The 24,349-nt window shown below is 36.6% G+C and carries 18 protein-coding genes; 15 read left to right on the top strand and 3 right to left on the bottom strand.

Annotated features, from left to right (window positions below; translation table 11 throughout):
• Positions 1-97: 97 nt before the first annotated feature.
• Entirely contained in the window at positions 98-1,483 is a 1,386-nt protein-coding gene (hemN, locus tag CG11_RS14775; protein ID WP_052597543.1) for an oxygen-independent coproporphyrinogen III oxidase, read from the bottom strand.
• A gap of 306 nt (positions 1,484-1,789) precedes the next feature.
• Here hemN and CG11_RS14770 point away from each other — a divergent pair, with 306 nt between their 5' ends.
• From CG11_RS14770 to CG11_RS14710, 13 genes are all read left to right on the top strand, one after another.
• A complete protein-coding gene (locus tag CG11_RS14770) occupies positions 1,790-2,005 on the top strand; it encodes a hypothetical protein (RefSeq protein WP_052597541.1) in 216 nt (71 codons plus the stop codon).
• 10 nt (positions 2,006-2,015) lie between these two features.
• Positions 2,016-4,415: a heavy metal translocating P-type ATPase metal-binding domain-containing protein gene (locus CG11_RS14765; RefSeq protein WP_052597539.1), complete on the top strand. Its 2,400-nt coding sequence runs from the start codon at positions 2,016-2,018 to the stop codon at positions 4,413-4,415.
• A 520-nt stretch (positions 4,416-4,935) separates the two neighbouring features.
• Complete coding sequence (locus tag CG11_RS14760; protein ID WP_197043857.1) at positions 4,936-5,457, top strand: T9SS type A sorting domain-containing protein; 522 nt, start codon at positions 4,936-4,938, stop codon at positions 5,455-5,457.
• 664 nt (positions 5,458-6,121) lie between these two features.
• The gene (locus CG11_RS14755; protein WP_052597535.1) at positions 6,122-7,393 is read left to right on the top strand and encodes a T9SS type A sorting domain-containing protein; all 1,272 of its coding nucleotides are present in this window, start codon (positions 6,122-6,124) and stop codon (positions 7,391-7,393) included.
• Between the two features lie 100 nt (positions 7,394-7,493).
• Positions 7,494-8,441, top strand: coding sequence for a hemin ABC transporter substrate-binding protein (locus tag CG11_RS14750; protein WP_052597532.1), 948 nt, complete (start codon positions 7,494-7,496; stop codon positions 8,439-8,441).
• Positions 8,428-9,492 carry an iron ABC transporter permease gene (locus CG11_RS14745; protein ID WP_052597531.1) on the top strand — a complete coding sequence of 355 codons (1,065 nt, stop codon included), beginning with the start codon at positions 8,428-8,430 and terminating at the stop codon, positions 9,490-9,492. Before CG11_RS14750 ends, CG11_RS14745 begins: the two co-directional genes overlap by 14 nt.
• Before the next feature lie 81 nt (positions 9,493-9,573).
• Positions 9,574-10,359: a heme ABC transporter ATP-binding protein gene (locus CG11_RS14740; RefSeq protein WP_052597529.1), complete on the top strand. Its 786-nt coding sequence runs from the start codon at positions 9,574-9,576 to the stop codon at positions 10,357-10,359.
• Positions 10,360-10,453: 94 nt separating this feature from the next.
• Positions 10,454-11,497: a hemin-degrading factor gene (locus tag CG11_RS14735; protein ID WP_052597527.1), complete on the top strand. Its 1,044-nt coding sequence runs from the start codon at positions 10,454-10,456 to the stop codon at positions 11,495-11,497.
• A gap of 25 nt (positions 11,498-11,522) precedes the next feature.
• Complete coding sequence (locus CG11_RS14730) at positions 11,523-13,610, top strand: TonB-dependent siderophore receptor (protein ID WP_052597525.1); 2,088 nt, start codon at positions 11,523-11,525, stop codon at positions 13,608-13,610.
• Between the two features lie 42 nt (positions 13,611-13,652).
• Positions 13,653-14,324 (top strand): class I SAM-dependent methyltransferase, encoded by a 672-nt coding sequence (locus CG11_RS14725; RefSeq protein WP_052597523.1) that lies wholly within the window; start codon positions 13,653-13,655, stop codon positions 14,322-14,324.
• Between the two features lie 146 nt (positions 14,325-14,470).
• The gene (locus CG11_RS14720) at positions 14,471-15,685 is read left to right on the top strand and encodes an imelysin family protein (RefSeq protein WP_052597521.1); all 1,215 of its coding nucleotides are present in this window, start codon (positions 14,471-14,473) and stop codon (positions 15,683-15,685) included.
• 417 nt (positions 15,686-16,102) lie between these two features.
• Positions 16,103-17,506, top strand: coding sequence for a di-heme oxidoredictase family protein (locus CG11_RS14715; protein ID WP_052597519.1), 1,404 nt, complete (start codon positions 16,103-16,105; stop codon positions 17,504-17,506).
• A 225-nt stretch (positions 17,507-17,731) separates the two neighbouring features.
• Positions 17,732-18,814, top strand: a complete 1,083-nt coding sequence (locus CG11_RS14710) for an imelysin family protein (protein ID WP_081909561.1) — start codon at positions 17,732-17,734, stop codon at positions 18,812-18,814.
• Between the two features lie 355 nt (positions 18,815-19,169).
• Here CG11_RS14710 and pnp read toward each other — a convergent pair whose 3' ends face one another.
• Positions 19,170-21,395: a polyribonucleotide nucleotidyltransferase gene (gene pnp, locus CG11_RS14705; RefSeq protein ID WP_052597514.1), complete on the bottom strand. Its 2,226-nt coding sequence runs from the start codon at positions 21,393-21,395 to the stop codon at positions 19,170-19,172.
• Between the two features lie 524 nt (positions 21,396-21,919).
• Positions 21,920-22,207 (bottom strand): 30S ribosomal protein S15, encoded by a 288-nt coding sequence (gene rpsO / locus CG11_RS14700; RefSeq protein WP_052597787.1) that lies wholly within the window; start codon positions 22,205-22,207, stop codon positions 21,920-21,922.
• Between the two features lie 347 nt (positions 22,208-22,554).
• On the opposite strand from rpsO, the gene CG11_RS14695 reads away from it, so the two are divergent.
• Positions 22,555-23,889, top strand: a complete 1,335-nt coding sequence (locus CG11_RS14695; RefSeq protein ID WP_052597513.1) for a hypothetical protein — start codon at positions 22,555-22,557, stop codon at positions 23,887-23,889.
• Between the two features lie 125 nt (positions 23,890-24,014).
• Entirely contained in the window at positions 24,015-24,302 is a 288-nt protein-coding gene (locus CG11_RS14690) for a YciI family protein (RefSeq protein ID WP_052597510.1), read from the top strand.
• Positions 24,303-24,349 lie beyond the last annotated feature (47 nt).

Raw genomic sequence — 24,349 nt, 5'->3', positions numbered from 1 at the left:
TTTTACAAATGTACGGAGCTATAGTTTGCTTTGAAATGATGCATTTGAGCCTTAAAAATGATTCTAATCAATGTGCTTTATTTCTATGTGTGCTGACCTATACTGTTTGACTGAAAATGGGAGTGTTGGGGCGTTTTTGCCACAAATACTCGTCAAAGCACATACAAACATTGCGTACATATGGTCGACCTTTTTCTGTAATCAACAATTGATTGGGAAGGCGTTCAACTAAACCGTCTTTTTCCATTTCTTCCAATTTTCGAAGCCCTTTGTAAATAGCAGGATTGTTTAAATCGTCATGCGACCATTGAGTAGAGAGTTGGCACATTAGATTTAAAATGTGTTGCCTAATGATTAAATCTTGTTCGCTAAGTTGATGTCCTTTAGAGAAAGGAAAAAGCCCTTGGTCTACTAAGTCTGCATACTCTTCTACCTTTTTGACATTTTGAACAAAGCCTGTCCATGAGTCGCTAATGGATGAAGCACCTAAACCTACCATCAAGCGAGTATGGAAAGGGGAGTAGCCCATAAAGTTGCGATGCAACTGTTTGTCTTGGCTAGCTAGATACAGAGGATCTGTCGATAGAGCAAAATGATCCATGCCGATCTCGTGATAGCCCATTTCTTCAAAACGCATTTTTCCTAATTCGTACAAAGCACGTTTCTCTGCATCAGAAGGTAATGTTTCTGGTGCAAAGCTGCGTTGACTAGGTTTTAACCAAGGTATATGGGCATAACTATAAAATGCAATTCGGTCTGGTCGCAATTGGTTGACTTGTCGAATGGTTTCATCAACAGATGCCAATGTTTGAAGTGGAAGCCCAAATACTAGGTCAAAATTGATAGAGGTGTAACCTATTTCTCGAGCATTTTTAGTCACTTCCTCAACCATTTCATAAGGCTGAATTCTATTGATAATTAACTGAACTCTTGGATCAAAATCTTGAATGCCCAAACTAACACGTCTGAAACCAAGGTCGTATAGTGTTTGCAGATGTTCTTTAGTGGTATTTTTGGGATGTCCTTCAAAACCCAAAACGGCATTGGGTGCAATGACTGATGTTTTTCGAATGCCTTCTAGTAATACGCGTAAATTTTTAGGACTAAAAAACGTAGGTGTTCCGCCTCCTAGATGGATTTCCTTGATGTTGGGTTTTTCTTCAAATGTATCTAAATACAATTGCCATTCTTTTAGCAAAGTGCGAATATAAGGTGATTCGACCTCATGATTGACGGTGATTCTTGTGGTACATCCACAATAGGTACACAGACTACTACAAAATGGTAAATGAATGTATAAACTAATACCATCCGTGGTATTGCTAGCCTCAAAAGATGCTTTGACAAGGTTTTTCCAATTGGTTTCACTAGGACTATTGTACCAAAAAGGTACGGTTGGATAGCTGGTATATCTCGGACCAGGAACATTGTATTTGCTAACTAGTGTAGCCGATGGGTCTAAATTAGATGCGTTGTTTGTCATAACAATATTTCATTTTGTTCCGTGCTAAATTGTGTGCAAGATATTCCAGTTAATTAGTAGGAAGACTATAAACTACTTCAAGTATTTGGGTGTTGGTTCTGTTAATGAGGTGGAAGTTGGTGACACAATTTTCAGAGAACCTGTTCAAGAATAAAAGAATCAATTAAGTTGTACAAAGGACGAGAAGAATTGGAATTTAAATGCTAAGGAAAATCATTTTGAGTGATGTTTTACATCATTTCCAATGTAGTAGAGAGCAGCTATATTTGTATCATAAAGATTTTGTAATACAAAAAATAACGTCTCATGAAAAATACAAAAGGTCTTATGGTAGTTGCTTTTATGGCGATAGCAGAGCTAGCTACAGCTGCCAATACAGAAATGATGAATACAATTGATGCCAACGCAACAAGAGAAGCAGTAGGAATGACAGCGATTACATTAGTGCCTGTTTTAGTACTAGTTGTTTTCTTAGTAGTATTAGGGTTTGCGACTCAAAAAATTCCTGGCTTAAAAGGATAAAATAAATGTTATGGTTGCCTGCGAAATTCAATGTTATCACTGTGGAGAAGATTGCGAAACAGAAGCAATAAAAGTTCAAGAAAAGCATTTTTGTTGTGATGGTTGCAAAATGGTGTATGAGTTGCTAAGTGAGAATAATTTAGATGCTTATTACCAACTTGAATCCCGTCCTGGGAATGCCGTTCGACAAGAAAACTCTAAGGAGCAATACGCTTATTTAGATTTGCCTGAAGTCCAAGAAGCTTTGCTTAATTTTAGAGAAGAGGGCTGTTCTAAAATTACAATTACAATCCCTAGTATTCATTGTAGTTCTTGTGTGTATTTGCTTGAAAATTTGCCTCGTATAAATCCTGCCATTGAACAGGTTTTAGTAGACTTTGTTCGTCGAGAAGCAGCCATAACATTTGATGATAGAAGGCTTTCGCTGAGAGCTTTGGTAGAGCTGTTGGTTAAAATAGGATATACGCCTGATTTGACACCAAACAAAACGTCAAAAAAGAAGTCTATCAATAGAAAGCTTTATCTAAAAATAGGCTTAGCAGGGTTTTGTTTTGGAAATATCATGCTGCTAAGTTTTCCCGAATATTTTATTGTCAATGAGAATGATTTGGTCAACTACAAAACCTTTTTTGGTTGGCTGAATTTCTTGTTGGCATTGCCTGTTTTGTTGTACTGTGCACAAGATTATTTAAAGTCTGCTCTTGCTAGTTTGCAACAAAAAATGATTGGGATTGATGTGCCCATTGCTTTGGGAATAATTGCCTTGTTTGCGCGGAGTAGTTATGAAATATTTACTCAAACGGGGGCGGGGTATATGGACTCCTTTGCGGGGCTCATTTTCTTTTTGTTAATTGGAAAATGGTATCAAAATAGAACGTATGAATCCTTATCTTTTGAACGAGATTATACTGCCTACTTCCCAATTGCAACTACCAAAGTAAATTCAGATGGAAGCGAAAAGCAGGTGTTGATAGAACAGTTGAAAGTAGGGGATGTTATTAAAATTAGAAATCAAGAAATTATTCCAACTGATAGCATCCTAAAAAGCAAAGAGGCTTCGATAGATTATAGCTTTGTGTCAGGGGAGTCGATTGCCATTTCCAAAAAAGAAGGAGATAAATTATATGCAGGAGGTCGACAAATTGGACACGTTATTACACTAGAAGTACTCCAAGAAGTTAACCAAAGCTATTTTACACAACTATGGAACCAACCTATTTTTCAGGAAGAAAAAACAGCGGTATTGTCCAAAACAGTAGATGCCATTAGCCGCTATTTTACCATTAGTATATTGAGTATAGCAATGCTAACATTATTGTATTGGTTGTGGGTGGATGCATCCATTGCATTGCTCTCTTTTAGCGCAGTATTAATTATTGCTTGTCCTTGTGCCTTGGCACTGTCAGCCCCATTTGCTTTTGGAAATATATTGCGGCTGTTTGGTCAAAAAGGATTGTTTCTTAAAAATGCTTTGGCTGTAGAACAGTTGGCAGAAGTGACGGATGTTATTTTTGATAAAACAGGCACCTTGACCACCAATGATGTTGCCAATGTTCAATTTGTTGGCGAGACATTATCCGAAATTCATTATCAACAAATTTATGCTTTGGTGCAGAACTCAACTCATCCGTTGAGTCAAATGTTGGCAAAATACATTCAGGGGCTAGATTTTGTAGATACCCAAAAAGATTTTCCAATAAAAGCATTTGTGGAAACAAGTGGTCAAGGGATCGAAGCTTGGATTGACGACCATTTCATAGAAGTAGGATCTTCTAAGTTTGTAGGAAAGTCAGCCTATCAAATGGAAGGCTTAACAACGGCAGTGTATGTAGCAATTGACCATTATTGTTTGGGGTATTTTATCATAAAAAAAGAATATCGAAAAAACATAGAGACGGTGCTAGAAAATTTGAGTAAAGATTTTACGCTGCACCTTCTATCTGGAGATAATGATGCAGATCGAGCTTATTTACAGCATCTTTTTCCTGCGCATGAGAGTTTGCATTTTCAACAAACTCCTGTTGATAAATTAAACTATGTAAAGATATTGCAACAAACTGGAAAAAAAGTATTAATGATAGGTGATGGGTTAAATGATGCAGGAGCCTTGCAACAGGCAGATGTAGGTATAGCTGTCGCCAACGACGTGCATAGTTTTTCGCCTGCCAGTGATGGCATCTTAGAAGCTTCCAAAATTAGTAATTTAAACCACTATACTACTGTTGCTCAACGTACCTTGTCAGTTGTCAAAGCTAGCTTTATACTCTCTTTACTATATAATAGTGTTGGTTTATTCTTTGCTGTGCAAGGATTGTTAACGCCTGTTATTGCGGCGATACTCATGCCGTTAAGTTCTATTTCTATTATTATTTTTACAACTATTTTGACCAATTGGATTGCTAGGAGATAGCGATAGCTTTATTCACTACATTTGTAACTCTGGGTTTTGTATTACATATGACAAGCTTATTGGGTAAGTGTAATGAACTATTGAGTTTAATAAAATTAGTTAACATAGAGTTAGGTTATTTTGTTAGTAAATGAAATGAAGTGTAGTGTTTTTTATATGTAAAATATTTTTTTTATTTTAATTAAACAATTATCCTGTTTTGCTTGTTATAATAGTATAAATGTATTATAAGGATGCTTTTTGAAGTTGTAATTTTTGTTTTTTTTTGTAAAGTTTTGTGACTTTGAATAAAAAGTGTTCTAGTCTCTTTAAAAGAAAATGAATTATGAAAATTATATCAACATTATATACCACTTTATTTTTGATGACCAGCTTTTTTTCAGCGAGTAGTCAAGTTTTAGAAAACAATAATTTGATTCAGCAGCCTACATGAACAAACTTTAATGCAGCAATCGTCAATTATACACCAGAAATCAGTGTTTGGGATTTGGAACGCTTGTATTGTGAAAATGCTTCTTTGGTGAAATTTGAAAGTGTAGATGCTGAGCTAGTACGTCCTTACGAAATAAGGGTAACTTGGTCAACAGCACTAGAAATGAATAATAATTATTTTGAAATACAACATTCTGAAACGGGCGTTTATTGGGAAACAATAGGCGTTGTAGAAAGCAATGGAAGTGCAGATGTTATTCAAAACTATCAATTTATTGACAAGCGACCATTGGTAGGGTATAACCATTATAGAATCAAACAAGTAGGATTTAATAAGGATCATTCGTATTCAGAATCTGTTGTTGTTTCTACAGAAAGAGATAAAGAAGCATTTGTTGTTGCTCCTAATCCTGTATATGAAAATCAAACGCTGGTACTGATGAATATAGAGGGAATTGAGCATATTGAAGTCATTAATCGCTATGGAAAACATGCGCGACAATGGCACGAACCAAGAAAAAGAATCCCTATGGATTTTGGCACAGGAATCTTTAGTTTAAGAGTTAAAACCGATCGTGGTTGGCTGACAAAACGTATTGTCGTACAGTAATATCAATTGTAAGTTACTTAGGCTAATAGTTCCGTTTGTAATGTTATAGAAGGTCTTGTATTGCCTTGCTATAACATGAAGAGTCACCTATGAAGATATCAATATCTTCAAGGTGACTTTTTTATTTTTATTAAAAATATTTTTGCCCATGCGTTGTGCATATTCTCCCCATAAAATACTAGTCCATATCTCAAATACAACTACTCCAAACTATCAAGATTACTCAGGGAGGAGTTAATAGAGTTTTCTTTCAAGCAGTTATAAGCAAGCTTATATTCATAGTTTGTATTGACGATACAAACTAGTATAAAATAGATACCTACTTCAATTTACGCATAAAAAAGAGATAATCAAAATCATTAGGCTGTTTATCAACAACGCAATCCTCAAGAAGTATCACATAGTCGCAGCAAACTGAGTTTATTAAAGGAAGTAATAAAACTAATCCAATAAGTGATTTTGGAGGTAAATAAATCTAAATTGCTTCATATGTTAAAGTCCAGATACTTTTGTTAGCTTAAATGATTTATTTATAACCATTTAGATGGTTTTTGTTTTTTATTGTTTATAATAAGTCTAAATAAAAATTGGTTTTTTAGAAATTCAGAACTACATTTGCGGTGTGTTACTTTTATTTAGACTTAATCTTAATAATTATATAAAAATGAAAACACTACTTCAACTAACTCTATTTTTGTGTTTGGGCAGTAGTTGCCTTTATGGTCAGACCACCCACAATTTTTCAGCTGGCGCAGCTTATGCCAATAGTCAGTATTACAATCTAGCTACCGATGTTACAACAGATGTGGCACATACTACTTGGGATATTGCTTTTAGTGTAATAGGTGGAACAGATGCAGGAATATTTATCAACGAAGGAGCTTCTTTTTCGGGAACAGCACCCAAGGTATATCATATCCCCAATAAAACATTTGGAGATAATATCGTAACTGCTGATTTGGGAGACGAGCTAAAGAACACAGAACAGTCTTGGAAAGAAGGCGCTTTGAACAGCATTAAAGTGGCTTCTAACTGGGCAGACTATGGTTGGGGAACATACAACATGACCAACCACAAAGTAGAAGGAACAGCTTTATATGCCATTGAATTACCGAATGGAACTTACAAAAAGCTATTTATCGATGAATTAGCTGGAGGTAGTTATTCCTTTAGATATGCAGACTTTGATGGCACTAATTTGCAGCAAAAAACAATTAGTAAAAGTGCTTATCCCGATCAAACCTTAGCTTATTTTTCTTTTACAACAAATACAACAGTAACAGTAGAACCTGCTACAGGTTGGGATTGGGTATTTACCCGTTACGAAACAACTTTGTATAGCTCTGGAGCACCAATGCCATATACAGTGACAGGAATTTTGACAAATGATAAGGTAGAAATAGCCTTAGCGGATGGTATTAATCCTGCTACAGTCGATCCTGCAAATTACACAACAACTGCCGATAGTTTGACAGCGATTGGGCACGATTGGAAAGCCTATGATTTTTCAAATGGTTGGACAGTAGATGCTGATCGTGTATATTTTGTTAAGACAGCAGATAGTACTTTGTACAAAATCCAATTTGTAGATTTTCAAGGCTCTTCAACAGGGCAAGGAACGTTTGTCAAGACACATATAGGGCAGTGGACTTCTATTGAGTCAACTCAAAAATACCGTCTTTTAGAACAATTCCAAGCTTTTCCCAACCCTGCTTCTGATTATGTAAACATCACATTTACTTTAGCTCAAGCAGAAGAAAACTTAAAGATAGAGTTAAGAGACATATTAGGAAGGTTATTGGTTGAAAAAACAGTGGATGCTCAATCTGGTTTGAATGGAGTGGAACTTAATGTATCAAGTTTTGAAGCAGGAAACTATGTATTGACACTACAATCAGACCAAGTGTTAAAAAGTCAATCTATCCTGATCAAATAGTAGCCTAGTAATCAATTTTAGGCACGACTAACATTTTTGCCAGTGATATGGTGGATTCGTTTGACACAGTCTTGCCGCAAAGCAATATAATAAACATACAATGAAATCAATATCAATATATTGGATCTTAATAGCTGGACTATTATTAACTGTCAGTTCTTGTAGTTCCGAAGCGTCAACAGATAGTCAAGTTGCAGATACATCTGCGGATGTCACAGAAGAAAAAGAGTGGCGCATTGTTTCTCTAAACGGAACGATTACGGAGTTACTTTATGAATTTGGTTTGGAAGAGAGTATTGTAGGGGTAGATGTAACGAGTAATTATCCTGAAGGAACTAAGTCCATTCCTAATTTAGGGCATAGTAGTCAACTCAACACCGAGGCAATTTTAGCATTAAAGCCTAACCTTATCTTGATGGACGAAAAAATGCAAGGCAATAAAGCTTTGAGTGGTTTGGAAGCTTCAGGAATTAAAATTAAAACAATAAAAGTTCCTCATACCTTGGAAGGATCATTGGAAGTTGCAGAGCAGTTAGAGACAGTATTAGAAAAAAGCATTGAAACAGATGCTTTAAAGGCTAAAATCTCAAAAAACAAGCAGCAACTAGAACGCATTTTGAGCCAAACAACAGAGCGACCTAAGGTGCTGTTTATTTATGCTCGTGGGGCACAAGCTATGATGGTGGCAGGTAAAAATACCTTTGCAGAAGCAGCTATTACTTTAGCAGGAGGAAATCCTGTTGTTCAGGAATTTGAGGCATTTAAACCATTAACACCAGAAGCTTTGTTGCAATATCAACCAGAAGTGATCTTGATGTTTGATTCAGGATTGGCGAGTTTGAGAGATGCGACTAATAATAAATCAGGAGAAGAACAATTGTTAGGAATACCTGGTGTGTCGCAAACACCTGCTGGTCAAAATCGTCGGATTATTGCCATGGAAGCCCTTTACTTATCAGGGTTTGGTCCAAGATCTAGCGATGCCATTTTAGAATTGGCAACAGCACTACATCAAAAAGAATTAAGTTTGTTAAATGAAGTTGAATAGAGTATTTATGGCTTCCACCAAAGCACCTATTTCCATTGTTGTAAAGTTAAGTTTGCTACTTTTATGCACTGTCTTTTTTTCCCTTTGCGTGGGAGCTTACTCTATTTCATTTCAAGAGATGATACATATTTTAGGAAGTTGGTTAACTGCCAAGGAGGTGGATGAAAGCAGTGTGTTTTTGATTGGCCAGATTCGGCTGCCTCGCATTATGCTTGGTTTACTAGTTGGAGCAGCATTGGCTATATCAGGGGCAGCGATACAAGTTGTTTTTAGAAACCCCTTAGCAGAACCAGGTTTGATTGGTATTTCGAGTGGGGCGATGTTTTTAGCTGCCGCCTTTATTGTACTAAAAGACTATTTGCCAATTGATTTAGGAATTTTGGGGCATTATATAGGTTTGTCTTGTGCCTCTTTTTTGGGCGGTTTATTGGCAACTGCCTTTGTTTATAACTTATCAACTCAGAATGGTCGTACAGCTGTTAGTGTTATGTTACTAGCAGGAGTAGCGATGACCGCATTAGGAGGAGGTTTAACAGGTATTTTGATTTTTTATGCTACAGAAGCACAATTGAGAGATATTACTTTCTGGAGTTTTGGCTCTTTGAGCGGTGCTAATTGGGGAATTGTTAGTTTATTAGCCTTTATAATTTTGCTTTCAATGATCGGCATTATTCGGTCGGCCAAACAATTGGAAATTATGCAATTGGGAGATCAAGAGGCAAGTTATCTTGGAGTAGAAGTAGAAAAGATAAAAAGAAGGGTTGTGATTTGGGTGGTTTTGATGGTTGGTGTTTGTGTTGCCTTTACAGGATTAATTGGTTTTGTTGGTTTAATGGTTCCTCATTTGGTGCGGATTTATTTCAAAGAAACCTCATTTGCAAAAAATGTCCTGTATACAGGTCTGTTGGGAGCCGTACTATTGAGTTTGGCTGATACAGTTGCTCGAACAGTCGTTGCTCCAGCTGAACTACCGATAGGTATTTTAACAGCACTACTAGGCGCTCCTTTTTTTCTTTGGTTATTAATCAAGCAAAAGTCTGTCGGTTATTAAAATCAATCGTCCATTGCTTGGCTATGGTGCTATTGCGTGTTGTCCAGTGTGTACTATACAGTTAATATAAAATGTAAAACTATGTTGAATGTTAATAACATAAGTGTCTGTTTAAATAGAAAACAGTTGTTAAAAGGGATTAACTTTGATTTGGATCATGGTGACTTTATGGTGCTTTTGGGAGGGAATGGAGCTGGTAAGTCAACCTTACTAAAGACATTAGCTAGAAGTTTGCCATATCACAAAGGTCAAATTTCGTTTAAAGGAGAAGATTTGAATTATTGGACACAAATAGCCTTGTCTCAACAACGAGCCGTTTTATCTCAACATACCTTTCTAGTTTTTCCAATGAATGTACTAGATGTTGTTTTGCTGGGACGTTATCCTTATACCCAAGGAGCTAAGCCTAATACAAAAGATGTGGCAATAGCCTATGAATTGTTAGATTTAATGGGAGTTGCTCAATATGCCGAAGAAGATATTACTTGTCTATCGGGGGGCGAACAGCAACGAGTACACATTGCCCGTGTTTTGGCGCAAGTGTGGGAGAGCAATGCCGAACAATCTAAATTACTGTTTTTGGATGAGCCTACTTCTAATCTAGATATTGCTTATCAACATATTTTATTAGAACTATTACAAGATAGGGTACAACAGCATGGCTTAACGGTTCTAGCTGTTTTGCACGATATGAATTTAGCAGCTCGATATGCTACAAAAATTGCCTTACTAAAAAAGGGCGAATTATTAACCGTAGGAACACCTTTAGAAGTTTTGACAACCGATTGGATAAAGCAAACTTTTGGCGTTTCTTCTATCATACAAACGCATCCAATTTTTGATTGCTTGCAAGTGTCAACTTATTAACAAAATCAATGACCAAGTAGTAGCTGCAAACCGAGTTGTGTGAGCTCACAACCATAGGAAGTAACAACGCTAACTACGAATAAAAATTACAACGATGAAAACAATCACATTAAAAGAACAATATACATTGTATAAAGAAGCACATCCGAAAGCACGAATCAGAGATATTTCTATTGCATTAGGAGTTTCAGAAATGGAATTGTTAGAAGTAGCAGAAGTAGAGCAATTGACTTATTTGGGGAATAATTTTAAAGCAGTTTTGAAGGAAGTGCATGCAATGGGGCATGTGATGGCACTAACTAGAAACGAGCATGGTGTCCACGAAACCAAGGGGGTGTATGAAAATGTTAGTTTTATGGAAAAAGCACCAATGGGGATTGCACACAACCCTATTATTGACTTGCGTTATTTTTTGAGTAATTGGGCACATGTTTACGCTGCTGTTTTTCAATCAGGCAAACGTGTTATGCATAGTCTTCAGTTCTTTGACAAATATGGAAATGCCGTTCATAAAATTTATGCTACTCCTAAATCAAATTTAGATGCTTATCATGCATTGGTTGAAAAATATACGACAGGGAATCGAATGCAAGTTCCGATGGAAGTCGAAAAAGTAGAACCTTCTGCCAAAACAGATACGGCTTTAGATATTGGTGCTTTCCAAACGGCATGGTTGAATATGAAAGATACGCATGACTTTTTTGGTTTGTTGAGAAAATACAATTTGACTAGACAAGCCGCTTTTTGTATTGCACCAGAAGGAACAACCTATCGAGTACAAAAAAATGCAATTGTTGATATGTTGGAAATGGCTGTCGCAACAGGAACTCCTATTATGGTTTTCTTGGGGAACAAATCTTGTCTACAGATTTTTTCTGGAAACATACACAAAGTAGTGGAAATGAATGGCTGGTATAATGTTTTAGACAAAGACTTCAATTTGCACTTAAAATTGGATGCTATTGATGAAGCTTGGGTGGTAAAAAAATATACGACAGATGGGATTGTAACAAGTTTGGAGTTGTTTGATAAAGAAGGCAATCAAATTTTGTATTGTTTTGGACAACGCAAACCTGGCATTCCTGAGTTAGATATGTGGCGCAAAATTGTTGCTAAATTAACTCCATTAACAACATAATCTTCACGAATAGATCAGCGTAATCATGAAACATTTTTTTTGGATTTTATTGTGGAGCCATCAACTTGTTGCTCAAGAAATGTTGGATAGCATACCGCTTTCTGTTTCTTTTGATGAAGAAATCGTCGTGACAGGACAATATAGTCCAACAGAAATGCAAGCCTCCACACTACCAGTTCGAGTGATTACCAAAGAGATGATTACCCAGCGGGCAGCAACCAATTTAACGGAAGTTTTTCAGCAAGAAGCCAACATTCGAATTGCACAGGATCCTGTTTTAGGAACCATTATGACAATGAACGGTTTGGAGGGACAACATATCAAAATTTTGATAGATGGCGTACCTATGATTGGGCGAAGCGATGGAAATTTGGATTTGGATCGGATTCAAGTGCAAGATATAGAACGCATAGAAATTATTGAAAATGCAATGTCCGTAGCTTATGGAACCAATGCGTTAGGTGGGATTATTAATATCATTACAAAAAAGAGTCCTTCAGGTGACTGGACAGCTCGATTGACAGGACAATTACAAAGCAATGAACAATATAATGCTAGTCTTGCCTTAGGCAAAAAATGGAAACATATTGCTTTGGATTTTAACTACAATTTTAGTCATTTTAATGGCTTTTCTACAGATACATTACGTAGTCAAACTTGGAACCCCAAGCAACAACATTTTGTAGGAGGAAGGTTATTTTATACAATTCCTTCGAGTAGAATTAATTTATCATATCAATACAATTATTTAAACGAAGTTATCCAAGATAGAGGAAACATTAAGCTAGCCGCTTTTCCTGCCTTAGCTTATGCAAAAGATTATGATTTTGTAACGATTACACAAGATCATACCGTTGCTGCTACAGGATACTTGGATCAAAAGCAGCGGTATTATTTAGATGCTTTATTGGCTTTTAATGATTACCAACGATCCAAAAATGCTTATTTCCGTTCTATGAAAGAGAACATAAGCGAAGACACTTTAGATCAACTGGATTCAGATACAACTGCTTTTCAAGCTTGGAACCTTCGAGCAACTTTAGCGAGTCAGTATCGCCAACGGTTAGATTTTAAGGTAGGAGTTGATATTCGATATGATTATACAACAGGACAAAGGCTTCAGAATAAACGTGCAGCATTAGGCGACTTTGCAGCTTTTATCAACCTTCGTTACGAACCCATCCAACAATTATATCTTGAAGGAGGCGTGAGGGCAGCTTATAATACAACAGGTTTGGTTCCCATCACTTATTCGTTAGGACTGAAATGGAAAGTTATAGATGGGATGAATGTTCGTTTTTCGTATGCTAGAGCTATTCGAACGCCCTCCTTAAAAGAACTTTACCTCAATTTTGTAGATGTCAATCACAACATTCAAGGAAACCCTAATTTAAAGCCAGAGTATGCGCATACCTTGAGTTTAGGATGGGCGTACAACAAGGTTTATAAGGGAGGACATATGGCGAATATTGCAGTAAATGGCTTTTACAACTATATTCAGCAACAAATAACCCTTTATAGTTATGAGAAAGATAGTTTGGGAAATTTTGTTATCAACGACCAGTCCAACCAGTATGCTTATTTTAATTTGGAAGAGTACCAGAATTGGGGAATCAACAGCCATCTTAAATATCAATACAAAGGATTGAAAGTTCGATTTGGAGCAACCTTAATTGGGCATTACAATCAATTGAGTCAATCAGAAGAGAGCATTCAACCTTTTCAGTATACTTTGGAGTTTACACAAGAACTAAGTTATACGTTCCAAAAATTGGGCTTGACATTAGCGCTCTTTCGCAGAGATTATGATAAACAGATTAATTATGTGGCTGTAACAAATCCTATGACTCAAGAGAAAGAAATTGTACGAAATGAATTGCAAGGCTATGGTTTGATGGATGTGGTGGTAACGAAGCACTTTTTTAACAAAGGTTTGTCTATTAGTGCTGGTGTGAAAAACGTATTGGATGTACAACAAGTTAATCGATTGGGAACAGCTGTTGCGCATGGAGGAGGAGGAAGTGGTTCTGCTTCTGTAGCAATGGGACGCATCTTTTTTGTACGTTTAATTTGCGAGCCTTTTCAAATTGCAGCAAATAAATGGAACGATTAGATTGGGTTGGGATATTGACAATATAACCAGAAAAATTCAAACATGGAAAAAGAATTTTCAGAAGACGAATTGCAAGAGCTGGCAAAACAATTGAATTGCCCAAGTGGCATACAAGGACTGGCTGTTGCCGATAACATGGATCAATCGAATAGAAGTATGAGTCTAGAAACTATTCGAACGATGGAGGTTAAGGACAATCAATGGCTCTTAGAGTTAGGGCATGGAAAAGCGGGACATTTGGTTGACCTCCTAAAGCAAGCTAAAGGGCTTCGTTATTGGGGAATAGAAATTTCTGAATTGATGCAGCAAGAAGCCATAAAGGAGAATAGTATCTTGGTAGAAGAAAGACTTGCTAATTTCTCTTTATACGATGGATTACAATTGCCTTTTACAGCAGAGATGTTTGATGCTATTTTTACAGTTAATACACTTTATTTTTGGGAAAATCCTGTCGCATTATTAAATGAAATGCATCGAGTTTTAAAGGAAAAAGGGCGCTTGTATATTACATTTGCTCATCAAGACTTTATGCAAGAATTGCCATTTGTTAATGAGCGATTTCGGTTGTATGATACGACTAAACTGCAAGCTTTAATTTCCCAGACCGCTTTTCAGATAACAAATATTAGCAATAAAACAGAACAAGTTAAAAGTAAGACAGGAGCAGAAGTCATTCGAAATTATTCGATCGCATGTTTGGAAAAGTGCTTATAATATTGGAAGCTAGATTCTTAGAAGAACTATAAATTTATGCCAGTTAAATTTATTTAGATTAAGTCTACTTAAATTTTGTTTTTGCAATTTGAAACCCTAGATTTGCCTGCGGTTTTATTTAGACTTAATCTTAATAATTATAAAAAATGAAAAATCTTAAACACACTTTGTTGCTAGGAGCTGGATTATTGTTCTGGACTTCTTGTACCCCCGAAACAACAGATCCTAATGCGGATTTAAAAACCAATGTTGTTAACAATTACTGTGAAATAGTATATGCTTCTTACGAAGATTCTTACAATAAAGCGGTTGATTTGCAAACAGCAATTAATGCACTAGTAGCTACACCAACACAAACTACTTTTGATGCTGCTAGAAATGCTTGGTTTGTTGCTAGAGAACCTTATGGGCAAACAGAAGCGTATCGTTTTTATGATGGACCAATTGACGATGCGGATGGACCAGAGGGAGCTTTGAATGCTTGGCCTTTGGATGAAAACTACATTGATTATACGAGAGACAATGCAGGAGGTACTGCCAATACAGGAATCATCTATGATGTGACCAATTATCCAAATATTACAGCATCTGTATTGTCAGGAGCGAATGAGGTAGGCGGCGAGAAAAATATTAGCATTGGGTACCATGCAATTGAATTTTTGTTGTGGGGACAAGATTATATTGATGTTAATACCAATGCAGGTCAAGGAGGAAACCGTTTGCACACAGATTACACCAATATAGCCACCAATCATGTTAGACGTGGTGAATACATCAAAGCTTGTGCTCAATTGTTGGTAGATGACCTAGCAACATTGAAAGCAGAGTGGGCGCCAGGAGGTACGTATAGAACATACTTTGAAGGTTTGTCTACAGATGTGGCTTTATCAAAAATTCTTACAGGTATTGGCGTTTTGAGTAAATCTGAATTAGCAGGGGAGCGTATGTTTACAGCATTAGAAGCCAATGCTGTTGATAATCCGCAAGAAGATGAACACTCCTGTTTTTCGGATAACACACACCGTGATATTATCACTAATGCAGCAGGAATTACCAATGTATTAAAAGGAACGTATACACGTGTATCTGGAACAACAGTAGGAGATGCCCAATATTCTATTCTTACTTTGGTCGCTAAAATTGATGCAACTAAAGGAGCTGACTTGACAGCAAAAAATGTAGCTGCTACGGCAAAAGTTTTGGCTATTCCGACACCATTTGATAAAACGGTAACAGAAGAAAATGTAACTGATAATGGACCTGTATTGCAAGCAGTAACAGCGTTGCAAAATCAAGGTGATGCTATTGCAGAAGCTGCAACAGCACTAGGATTGACAATTAGTACCGAACTACCTGAATAATTAGCGTTATTTGTTATTTAATTTATGGACTCAGCAATCATTTTGGTTGCTGAGCTTTTGCATTTTTATAGTTAAATTTGTTTTATCATTATAATATTAGTAGTTAGCTACGCTGCTACTTCGTGGTCGTTGATTAGTTCGCTACGCTCATGAGGGCGCAAGCTTAGTTTTTTACTTTTTTAGCTTGGTTTGTTACTCCCTTCGGTCGTGAGCTCGCAAGCTTAGTTACCAAAAGATAAAAAAGCACATTTATATTAGTTTACTTCGTGAGCGCTGCGCTTTTAGTTAGCTGCGCTGCTACTTCGTGGTACTTCGTGAGTGCTGCGCAGTTGATAATCAAAATTTTAACATAAAATACAGCGAGTTTGTAACTTGTTGATTATCAAATTAATAAAGTTTTTTAACGAACTATTGAATATGAAAACTCAACTTTATTATTGTTGGTTACTAATTGTTGGGATTAGTTTGAGTGCTTGCCAGAAAGAACAAGTACTTTATGCTGAAAAAGGCGAGGAATATGCAGGAGGAGCAACCACTTTTTTTAATACCTCCAGAAATGCGTTTAGTTTTGCTGCACCGAATCTCAAAGGTTTGGAAGCCTTGCAGTTTACTACTGGAAATTCTTTTTTTAATCAAAGTTGGGTGAGTGCCGTTGCTTCAACTACTGGACGAGATGGCTTAGGACCCTTGTTTAACGAAACGGCTTGTTCTGGCTGCCACTTTAAAGACGGCAGAGGAAGAACCCCGATGTTTAATGAAAAGTTTGGTCATGGAATGTTGATTCGATTGAGTGTGCCAGGTGTCAATGCACATGGTGGTCCGTTGGCAGCGCCTATGTATGGTGGACAGTTGAGTCCTGGAGGAATTAACGGGATTCAAGGAGAAGGTACTTTCGAAATTCACTACACAGAAATTGCAGGAACCTATGGCGATGGAACCAGTTATTCGTTGCGGAAGCCTACCTATGTTTTTCAAAATCTTGCTTATGGGAATATGGATAACAGCATCCTTTTTTCGCCAAGAGTTGCCAACCAAATGGTCGGGATGGGGCTGCTAGATGCAATAGAAATTAGTGCCATAAAAGCATATGTTGATGAGTCTGATGCGGATGGCGATGGGATCTCAGGAAAAGCAAACTTGGTCTACAATCGTGCAACCAATACAATGGATTTAGGGCGATTTGGATGGAAAGCAGGAGAGCCTACTGTCCGTCAACAGGTGGCAGGAGCCTTTGTTGGTGATATAGGTATTACCTCTAGTTTGTTCTTAGATGAAAATCACACTAATCTGCAAACAGATTGTCAAACTGTTCCAAATGGTAATAATAACAATGGGTATGAACTGGATGATCAAGTATTGGATCGAGTAGAGCTTTATTCTAGCACGCTAGCAGTACCTGGGCGTAGAGATTGGAACGATCAAGCTGTTTTGAAAGGAAAAGAACTATTTTTGAAAGCTAATTGCCAAAAGTGCCATGTTCAAAAATATAAGACAGGAACGCATCCTAAATTTGATGCTTTATCCAACCAAACCATTTATCCTTATACGGATTTATTGTTACATGATATGGGAGAAGGTTTGGCAGACAACCGTCCTGAATATTTAGCAGATGGGCAAGAGTGGAGAACGGCTCCTCTTTGGGGTATTGGATTGATTGAGAATGTTAATGGGCACACAGAGTTTTTGCACGATGGACGTGCTCGAAATTTGGCAGAAGCAATCCTGTGGCATGGAGGAGAAGGTGAAGCGTCTAAAGAAGCATTTAGAACCATGTCTGCTGAAGAGCGGGAACAACTTATTTTATTTGTGAAGTCTTTATAGCTACTCAAGTAATTTGCTTAGACTAGTAAAATTAATAAACACTGAGTTATAAAAATTAATACTCTGTTGATTTTTTAGTTTGATTGTTAATCTTTTAGTGTAAAGACTAGTAGAAGTGCATTTTGTTGATAATTAAACTAATATGATTTACTGTGTAAGCGCTTTGCTTTTAGTTAGCTGTGCTGGTACTGCGTGGTTTCAACGGAGTAATGAAAAATAATTGGTATGCGAATAGTTTTAAAAGCACTGATGCTCTTAATAAGTGTTGGTTTGTTAAATATAGTCGCTTGTAAAAAGCAAGCTGATTTTGATAAAAAATCTATGTTAACGGGGATTATCAACGATTATGTATTGCCTAGTTATCAAGAATTACAAGTGGATAATCAAGCGTTAGAGGCTGCCTGTATTTCCTTTGGAAATACACGGACAATGGCACAATTAGAAATAATGCAAAATGCTTGGAAGAAAAGCATGCAATCGTGGAGTAGGGTAGAAATGTTGGTATTTGGACCAGGAAGAACAAACTATCGCTATACTCAATTGGATAATACGCCCATTAAATCCATTTCTATAGAAAATTCGATTAGTGATACAACAACAATAGATTCGATTTATATTGCTGGTAGAAGTTCTTATACCAAAGGATTAGCGAGCATTGAATACCTGCTTTTTGATGAGAATAATGATCAGGTCGCTTTATTGGGACTTTATCAGACAGATATCAATAAAGATAGGCGTTTTGCCTATTTGTTGAACTGTATAAAAAATACAAATGCTTTGATTCGCACTATTGAGTCAGAATGGCGAAACGCTTATGGGAAAACTTTAAGCGAAGGAACAGGAAATACAAGTCAGGAAGGTATTGCAAGTTTTAGCAATGCTGTTGTACATATGAGCCAAACATTGGCAGCCAAAAAACTAGCCAAGCCACTAGGAAAGGAAAGTGTGGATCAATTGGTGCACCCCGAATACTTAGAAAGCCCCTACGCACACTTTTCTTGGGATATTATTTTGTACAATCTACAAGGAATTCAGCAAATGTTTGGAACTACCGAGCGAGGTTTAGGAAGTTATTTGACTTACTTGATCAATGATGAAACGCCAACCAACCGTATTGTAGAGCAAGCAAAAAAAGTAGAAATACTTATCAAAGCAAGGCAATTAACTATGCTGGATGATCTCACAGGAGATACGGCGGCTGTAGAAGAGATTTATCAAGAGATGAGAGCTTTGTATACCGATATTAGCAATAATATTTCAACATACTTTTCTATTACAATCTTAGCAAATCCAGATGATGGAGACTAAAATGTTTACTATTATAATCAATAGTTAGCTGCGCTGCTACTGCGTGGTTTCAACGGAGTAATGTATAACAATAGTTCGTTGAAAAACTTTATTAGTTTACTTCGTGAGTGCTGCGCAGTTGATAATCAGTAAGTTGCACCTTCGTTGCGTTTTGTGTTAAAATTTTGATTATCAAGCTAATATAAATGTGCTTTTTTATCTTTTTGGTAAAAAAGTAAAAAAGCAACGAACGACTAGTATAAGTAATCGTTTAAAAGATAATCATCAATAAAAAAGCGAGCCATTTTCATTAATTGAAAATGACTCGCTACAAAATTGAACAACGATTATTTATGAAGTAATTGTTCTGTAAAAATTACTTGTTATTTCTGTTGTTTCTATTTCTATCATTGCTTTTGTTGTTTCTATTCCTGTTATTACCTCTATCTTCACGAGGTTTGCGAGGACGTTCAACATAGCCTTCTGGTTTGTCCATCAATACTTTGCGAGAAAGTTTGTATTTGCCAGTACGCTCATCAATAGCCAATAATTTAACTTTAAGAACATCTCCAACTGCTACAGCGTCTTCTACATTCTCAATTCTAGCCCAAGAAATCTCAGACACGTGTAGCAAACCTTCTTTGCCAGGCATGAATTCAACAAAAGCTCCATAAGGCATGATGCTAACAACTTTTGCATCGTATTCTTCGCCAACTTCTGCTTCCGCAGCAATTCCTTTGATAATTTTCAAGGCAGCATCTACAGTATCTTTACCAACACCAGAGATGAATACAATTCCTTTGTTATCTTCTTCTTCGATTGTAATTGTTGATCCAGTATCTGATTGAATACCTTGGATAATTTTACCACCAGGTCCAATAACAGCGCCAATTTTGTCGCCAGGAATCTCGTAACGAATGATACGAGGAGCATGAGGTTTTAAATCCTCATTGTGTGCAGGAATGGTTTCGTTCATCAAGTTTAGGATGTGTAGACGACCTTCGCGAGCTTGTTGCAAAGCGGTTGCCAAAAGATCGTAATCCAAACCATCAATTTTGATGTCCATCTGACAAGCACAAATACCTTCAGCAGTACCAGTTACTTTAAAATCCATGTCTCCTAAGTGATCTTCATCACCTAAGATATCCGACAATACAACAGCACGATTTCCATCTGAAATTAGTCCCATTGCAATTCCTGAAACAGCAGCTTTGATAGGCACACCAGCATCCATTAGAGCCATAGAGCCCGAACAAACAGAAGCCATAGAAGAAGAACCATTAGATTCTAATACATCAGAAGTAACACGAACCGTATACGGATAATCCGAAGGGAAAACCATTTCTAAGGAACGACGAGCCAAATTACCATGACCAACTTCTCTACGAGAGACACCTCCGACACGTTTGACCTCATTGGTACAGAAAGGAGGGAAGCTATAGTGCAAAAAGAATTGATCGTAACGTTGATCCATAGCTGTGTCTACCATAGGTTGATCTAGCTTAGAACCCAATGTAACTGTTGCCAAGGCTTGAGTTTCTCCTCTATTAAAAATAGAAGAACCGTGTGGAGAAGGAAGAGAATCTACCTCACACCAAATCGGACGAATCTCGTCTGGTTTACGACCGTCCAAACGAATTTTTTCAGCCATCACCATTTCACGAATGGTGTTTTTCATATTGTTATAAAAATACTCACTAACAAAGTGACCATTTTCTTCCATATATTCTTCGCCATATTTTTCTAGCAAGCTTTCTTTTAGTTCCTCTTTTATTTGAGAGAAACCTTCTTTGCGTTGTTGTTTGCTAAGTGCTCCTTTGGCAATGGCATAAATTTTATCCGTAGTAGCTTCGTTTACTTCAGCTTCTAATTCAGGATTGGTTTCTGGTTCTTCGGTAGGTCTATTTTCTGTAATCCCCAAAGCCTCACGCAAATCTAATTGCAATTGACATTGCTCTTTGATCGCTTCGTGACCAAATTTAATAGCATCAATCAATTCTGCTTCAGAGCATTGGTCCGCTTCACCTTCTACCATTGCAATATTATCCATTGTACCACCAACGATAAAAGTCATATCGGCAGTTTCTAATGCAGATCGAGTTGGGTTGATGACAAATTCACCGTCAATACGTGCTACACGCACTTCAGAGATAGGATTTTCGAAAGGAATTTCGGAAGCAATTAAAGCTGCAGAAGCAGCAAAAGCAGCGTAAGCGTCTGCCATGATTTCAGTATCACCAGAAATCAACGAAACAAAGATTTGAGTTTCGTTCATGTATCCGTCAGGAAACATAGGACGGATAACACGGTCAATCAGACGACAAACTAAAATTTCGCTATCTGAAAGACGAGCTTCACGTTTGAAGAAGTTGCCAGGAATACGTCCCGCAGCAGAAAATTTTTCGCGAAACTCAACCGTTAGAGGAAAAAAGCTCTGATCTGGTTTGGCTTCTAATACTGATACTGCGGTTGCTAATAGCCACATGTCTCCGTGGCGCAATACAACTGAACCATCTGCTAGAGCAGCTAATTTGCCACTTTCTAGCGTAATTTCTTGTCCAGAAATTACTTTAGAAACAGTTGTTGGAATTTGTTTACCCATGTTGGTAAAAATTTTAAGTTTTAAATAATATTATCCATCATGATATGCCATTTACATATCACGTCATCCAAAAAATTGCAGCCTTGAAAACTGCAATCGGAACCAAGGTATAACTAAATATCCACAGGTTCCTTAGTTTGCAACATAGACAACATCGCATTGTCTTTTGTTAGCGTCAAAATATATGATAATTTACTAATAAGTAATCGTTCAGAAAAAACTATATAAAAAACAACCTTCTTTTTGCGCTACTCTTCATCGAAACATCTTGCTTTAGCCCGCTAAAGCTGCACTGTTCCTCTTCGATTAGCACTAAAAATAAGCCTATTTTTAGCTATATTTTTTTCTGCCCACTTACTTATCACGAAAAAATCTTTGAGAAGATCTTTTATTAGTAAGTTATAGTTGCAGCAGCAGCTTCAAAAATACTATTCTAGGTATAGAATAGACCTTTAAAAGCCTACCTGTAAAAAGCAAGAAAGTGCTCCGACAGGAAGCACTTTCAAACGTATTTGTATGTATCATTATTTGTTTTTACCAAGAACGTCTCTTATTCCAAGTTCTTTGATAAGCTCACGATATTTGATAACATCTTTGTCAGCTAAGTAACCCAATAAAGAGCGTCTATGTCCAACCATTTTCAACAAAGAACGTCTAGTAGAGTGATCTTTGTGGTTTGCTTTTAAATGCTCAGAAAGGTTTTGAATACGAAAGCTTAACAATGCAATTTGACCTTCTGTAGAACCTGTGTTCTTTTCTGAACCACCAAATTTTTTAAAAATTTCAGCAGTTTTTTCTTTTGTTAGGTAAATACCCATTTTTTGAATTTTTTTGTATTGATTACTAATCAAGATATTCTAAATCATATTTTAGCTCTGCAAAAGTACGGTATTTTTTGATAAAAAAAACTTTTACTTTAAGAAAAGTACAAATTTTATGATATATTTACCTTATACCGAGGTAAGGCAACCTTTGAAAATATGAGGGAATCTCCTCTATATGAAGAAGGGAGGAAATACCCAACCTATATAACATTCACTAAAAATTATCAGAAATAACTAGAGAACAAGAATAGAAAATTGATGCATTAGATTTGCCAATGTATTCTTACCCAAAAATCATTTCGTGATAATATCTAATAGACCAAAGATAAACTAAGATGGCAAAACAAGAAATTAAGGCCTTAAAAGATATTGTAACTTTTAAGAATCAAATTAGAACATTAGACGAGTGTGAAACAATGGTGCGCTATGCACAGTCGCAAGGCAAAAAAGTTCCTTCGCATGTTCTTAAACAGATGTCTGATTTAAAAGCCATTGCTCATGAGCTAAATGATGAGTTAAAAGCAGGAAATATAGAGAACTTAGACCCACGTTCTTTAAATATGGCTTTGATTGGTCAACTGCATCGTGAAATGGCAAAAGTAATTGCTCCAGCAACTCCTGCGACGGTATTATTGATGGAAGAGAATAAGCACGGTGGGATGTTTGGACTTTTGGGACCAGTACCATTGGTGCGTCGACTCAATGTAATTACCATGCTTTGTTTGTTGACTTTCTTAGGTTTGTTCTTTTTGCCAGAAGTAGATTCCTTGACCGTGAATGGCGATATTTTGTCTTATGAAGGGATGGCTTTTGTTTACAATGAGTTGGTGATTTTGTGTATAGCAGCACTAGGTGCTTCTTTTTACGCTTTGTTTGAAGTTTATAAATACATTACCAAAAACTCTTACGATCCTAAATATGATTCTATTTATTGGATTCGATTTGTATTGGGGATTGTTTCGGGGGTTATCTTGGCACAATTTATTTTCGTATCTCCAGAGATTTTAGGAGAAGATGTCGGAGATGTAGCAGATAATGTTACTAGATCTAGAGAGTTAGGCGGTTTTATGACTTACAAGCCAGTCTTAGCTTTTTTGGGTGGTTTTTCTGCTAGGGTAGTACACAAGATATTAAATTCTATGGTAGAGGCAATAGAAACCTTTATCAGTGGTTCTGCTCGTGATATGGTGGTGGCAAGAGAAGAGGCGGCTAAATTAAAAATGCAACAACAAATTGATAGCATTAAACTAAAAACAGCTCAAATAGAAGGTGCTGAACGTATGAAATCTACGATCAAATTGATGCAATTAAAAGAGGAGTTGAATTATGGGGCTAATAAAGATGATATTGCCTTTAGGCTAAATCAAATTATGAATGAATACATGAAGCCTGTAGGTGGTGTTGATATTGATTTTACTAAAACACACCAACCTGTCCAACCTACAACAAGTAAGGGGGATGTGCCTATTGTAGAGGATAATTACCAACCAGAGGTAGTCGATAATTTTGATGAGCCTATTGTTAATGATAAAGGCGAAGTGGTGGAAATAAAGGATGTGGATACAATTGATATTCCTGATTTTCCAGACGATTTAGATAATCCTGATTTTCCAATGCCTGGAGATATCAAAGATGATTTTGATCCCAATGATCCTAACTTAAAGGTTTAAGGTTTGCTTGCCTCTAACTAAGGGCACAACAATTATGAATCGTATGTGTTGTTTTCTAAAATTCAATACATACGATTTTTCTTTTTAATAATTGTGGATTAGTATTTTCAAAAAAAAACAAAACGATGTTTATAATAGATATAACCTATAAAGTAGAACTTAACCAAGTAGACGAACATTTAGAGGCTCACATCGAATATTTGAAGGAGCAATATGCCAATGGTAATTTTATTGTATCAGGACGCAAGGTGCCTAGAACAGGAGGAATTATTCTTAGCAACCTTACTATCCAAAAAGAATTGGAAGAAATTTTGGATAAAGATCCTTTTAAAATAAACAATGTAGCAACGTATACAATTGTTGAATTTGTGCCAAGTATGACAAGCAAAGAGTTAGAGGTTATTAAGGCGTAATTTTTAACATAGCTATGAGTCGAAGTCTTAACAGAGTAATAGGAGGC

The organism is Aureispira sp. CCB-QB1, from assembly GCF_000724545.1.
Lineage (GTDB): Bacteria > Bacteroidota > Bacteroidia > Chitinophagales > Saprospiraceae > Aureispira.
Note: the sequence above shows the minus strand (reverse complement) of the source record. Positions and strands in the feature narration are given on the sequence as shown.

Bases quoted from the DNA above. Each gene is read 5' to 3' on its own strand.
- hemN (WP_052597543.1), bottom strand. From the start codon at position 1,483: ATGACAAACAACGCATCTAATTTAGACCCATCGGCTACACTAGTTAGC.
- CG11_RS14770 (WP_052597541.1), top strand. From the start codon at position 1,790: ATGAAAAATACAAAAGGTCTTATGGTAGTTGCTTTTATGGCGATAGCA.
- CG11_RS14765 (WP_052597539.1), top strand. From the start codon at position 2,016: ATGGTTGCCTGCGAAATTCAATGTTATCACTGTGGAGAAGATTGCGAA.
- CG11_RS14755 (WP_052597535.1), top strand. From the start codon at position 6,122: ATGAAAACACTACTTCAACTAACTCTATTTTTGTGTTTGGGCAGTAGT.
- CG11_RS14750 (WP_052597532.1), top strand. From the start codon at position 7,494: ATGAAATCAATATCAATATATTGGATCTTAATAGCTGGACTATTATTA.
- CG11_RS14745 (WP_052597531.1), top strand. From the start codon at position 8,428: ATGAAGTTGAATAGAGTATTTATGGCTTCCACCAAAGCACCTATTTCC.
- CG11_RS14740 (WP_052597529.1), top strand. From the start codon at position 9,574: ATGTTGAATGTTAATAACATAAGTGTCTGTTTAAATAGAAAACAGTTG.
- CG11_RS14735 (WP_052597527.1), top strand. From the start codon at position 10,454: ATGAAAACAATCACATTAAAAGAACAATATACATTGTATAAAGAAGCA.
- CG11_RS14730 (WP_052597525.1), top strand. From the start codon at position 11,523: ATGAAACATTTTTTTTGGATTTTATTGTGGAGCCATCAACTTGTTGCT.
- CG11_RS14725 (WP_052597523.1), top strand. From the start codon at position 13,653: ATGGAAAAAGAATTTTCAGAAGACGAATTGCAAGAGCTGGCAAAACAA.
- CG11_RS14720 (WP_052597521.1), top strand. From the start codon at position 14,471: ATGAAAAATCTTAAACACACTTTGTTGCTAGGAGCTGGATTATTGTTC.
- CG11_RS14715 (WP_052597519.1), top strand. From the start codon at position 16,103: ATGAAAACTCAACTTTATTATTGTTGGTTACTAATTGTTGGGATTAGT.
- CG11_RS14710 (WP_081909561.1), top strand. From the start codon at position 17,732: ATGCGAATAGTTTTAAAAGCACTGATGCTCTTAATAAGTGTTGGTTTG.
- pnp (WP_052597514.1), bottom strand. From the start codon at position 21,395: ATGGGTAAACAAATTCCAACAACTGTTTCTAAAGTAATTTCTGGACAA.
- CG11_RS14695 (WP_052597513.1), top strand. From the start codon at position 22,555: ATGGCAAAACAAGAAATTAAGGCCTTAAAAGATATTGTAACTTTTAAG.
- CG11_RS14690 (WP_052597510.1), top strand. From the start codon at position 24,015: ATGTTTATAATAGATATAACCTATAAAGTAGAACTTAACCAAGTAGAC.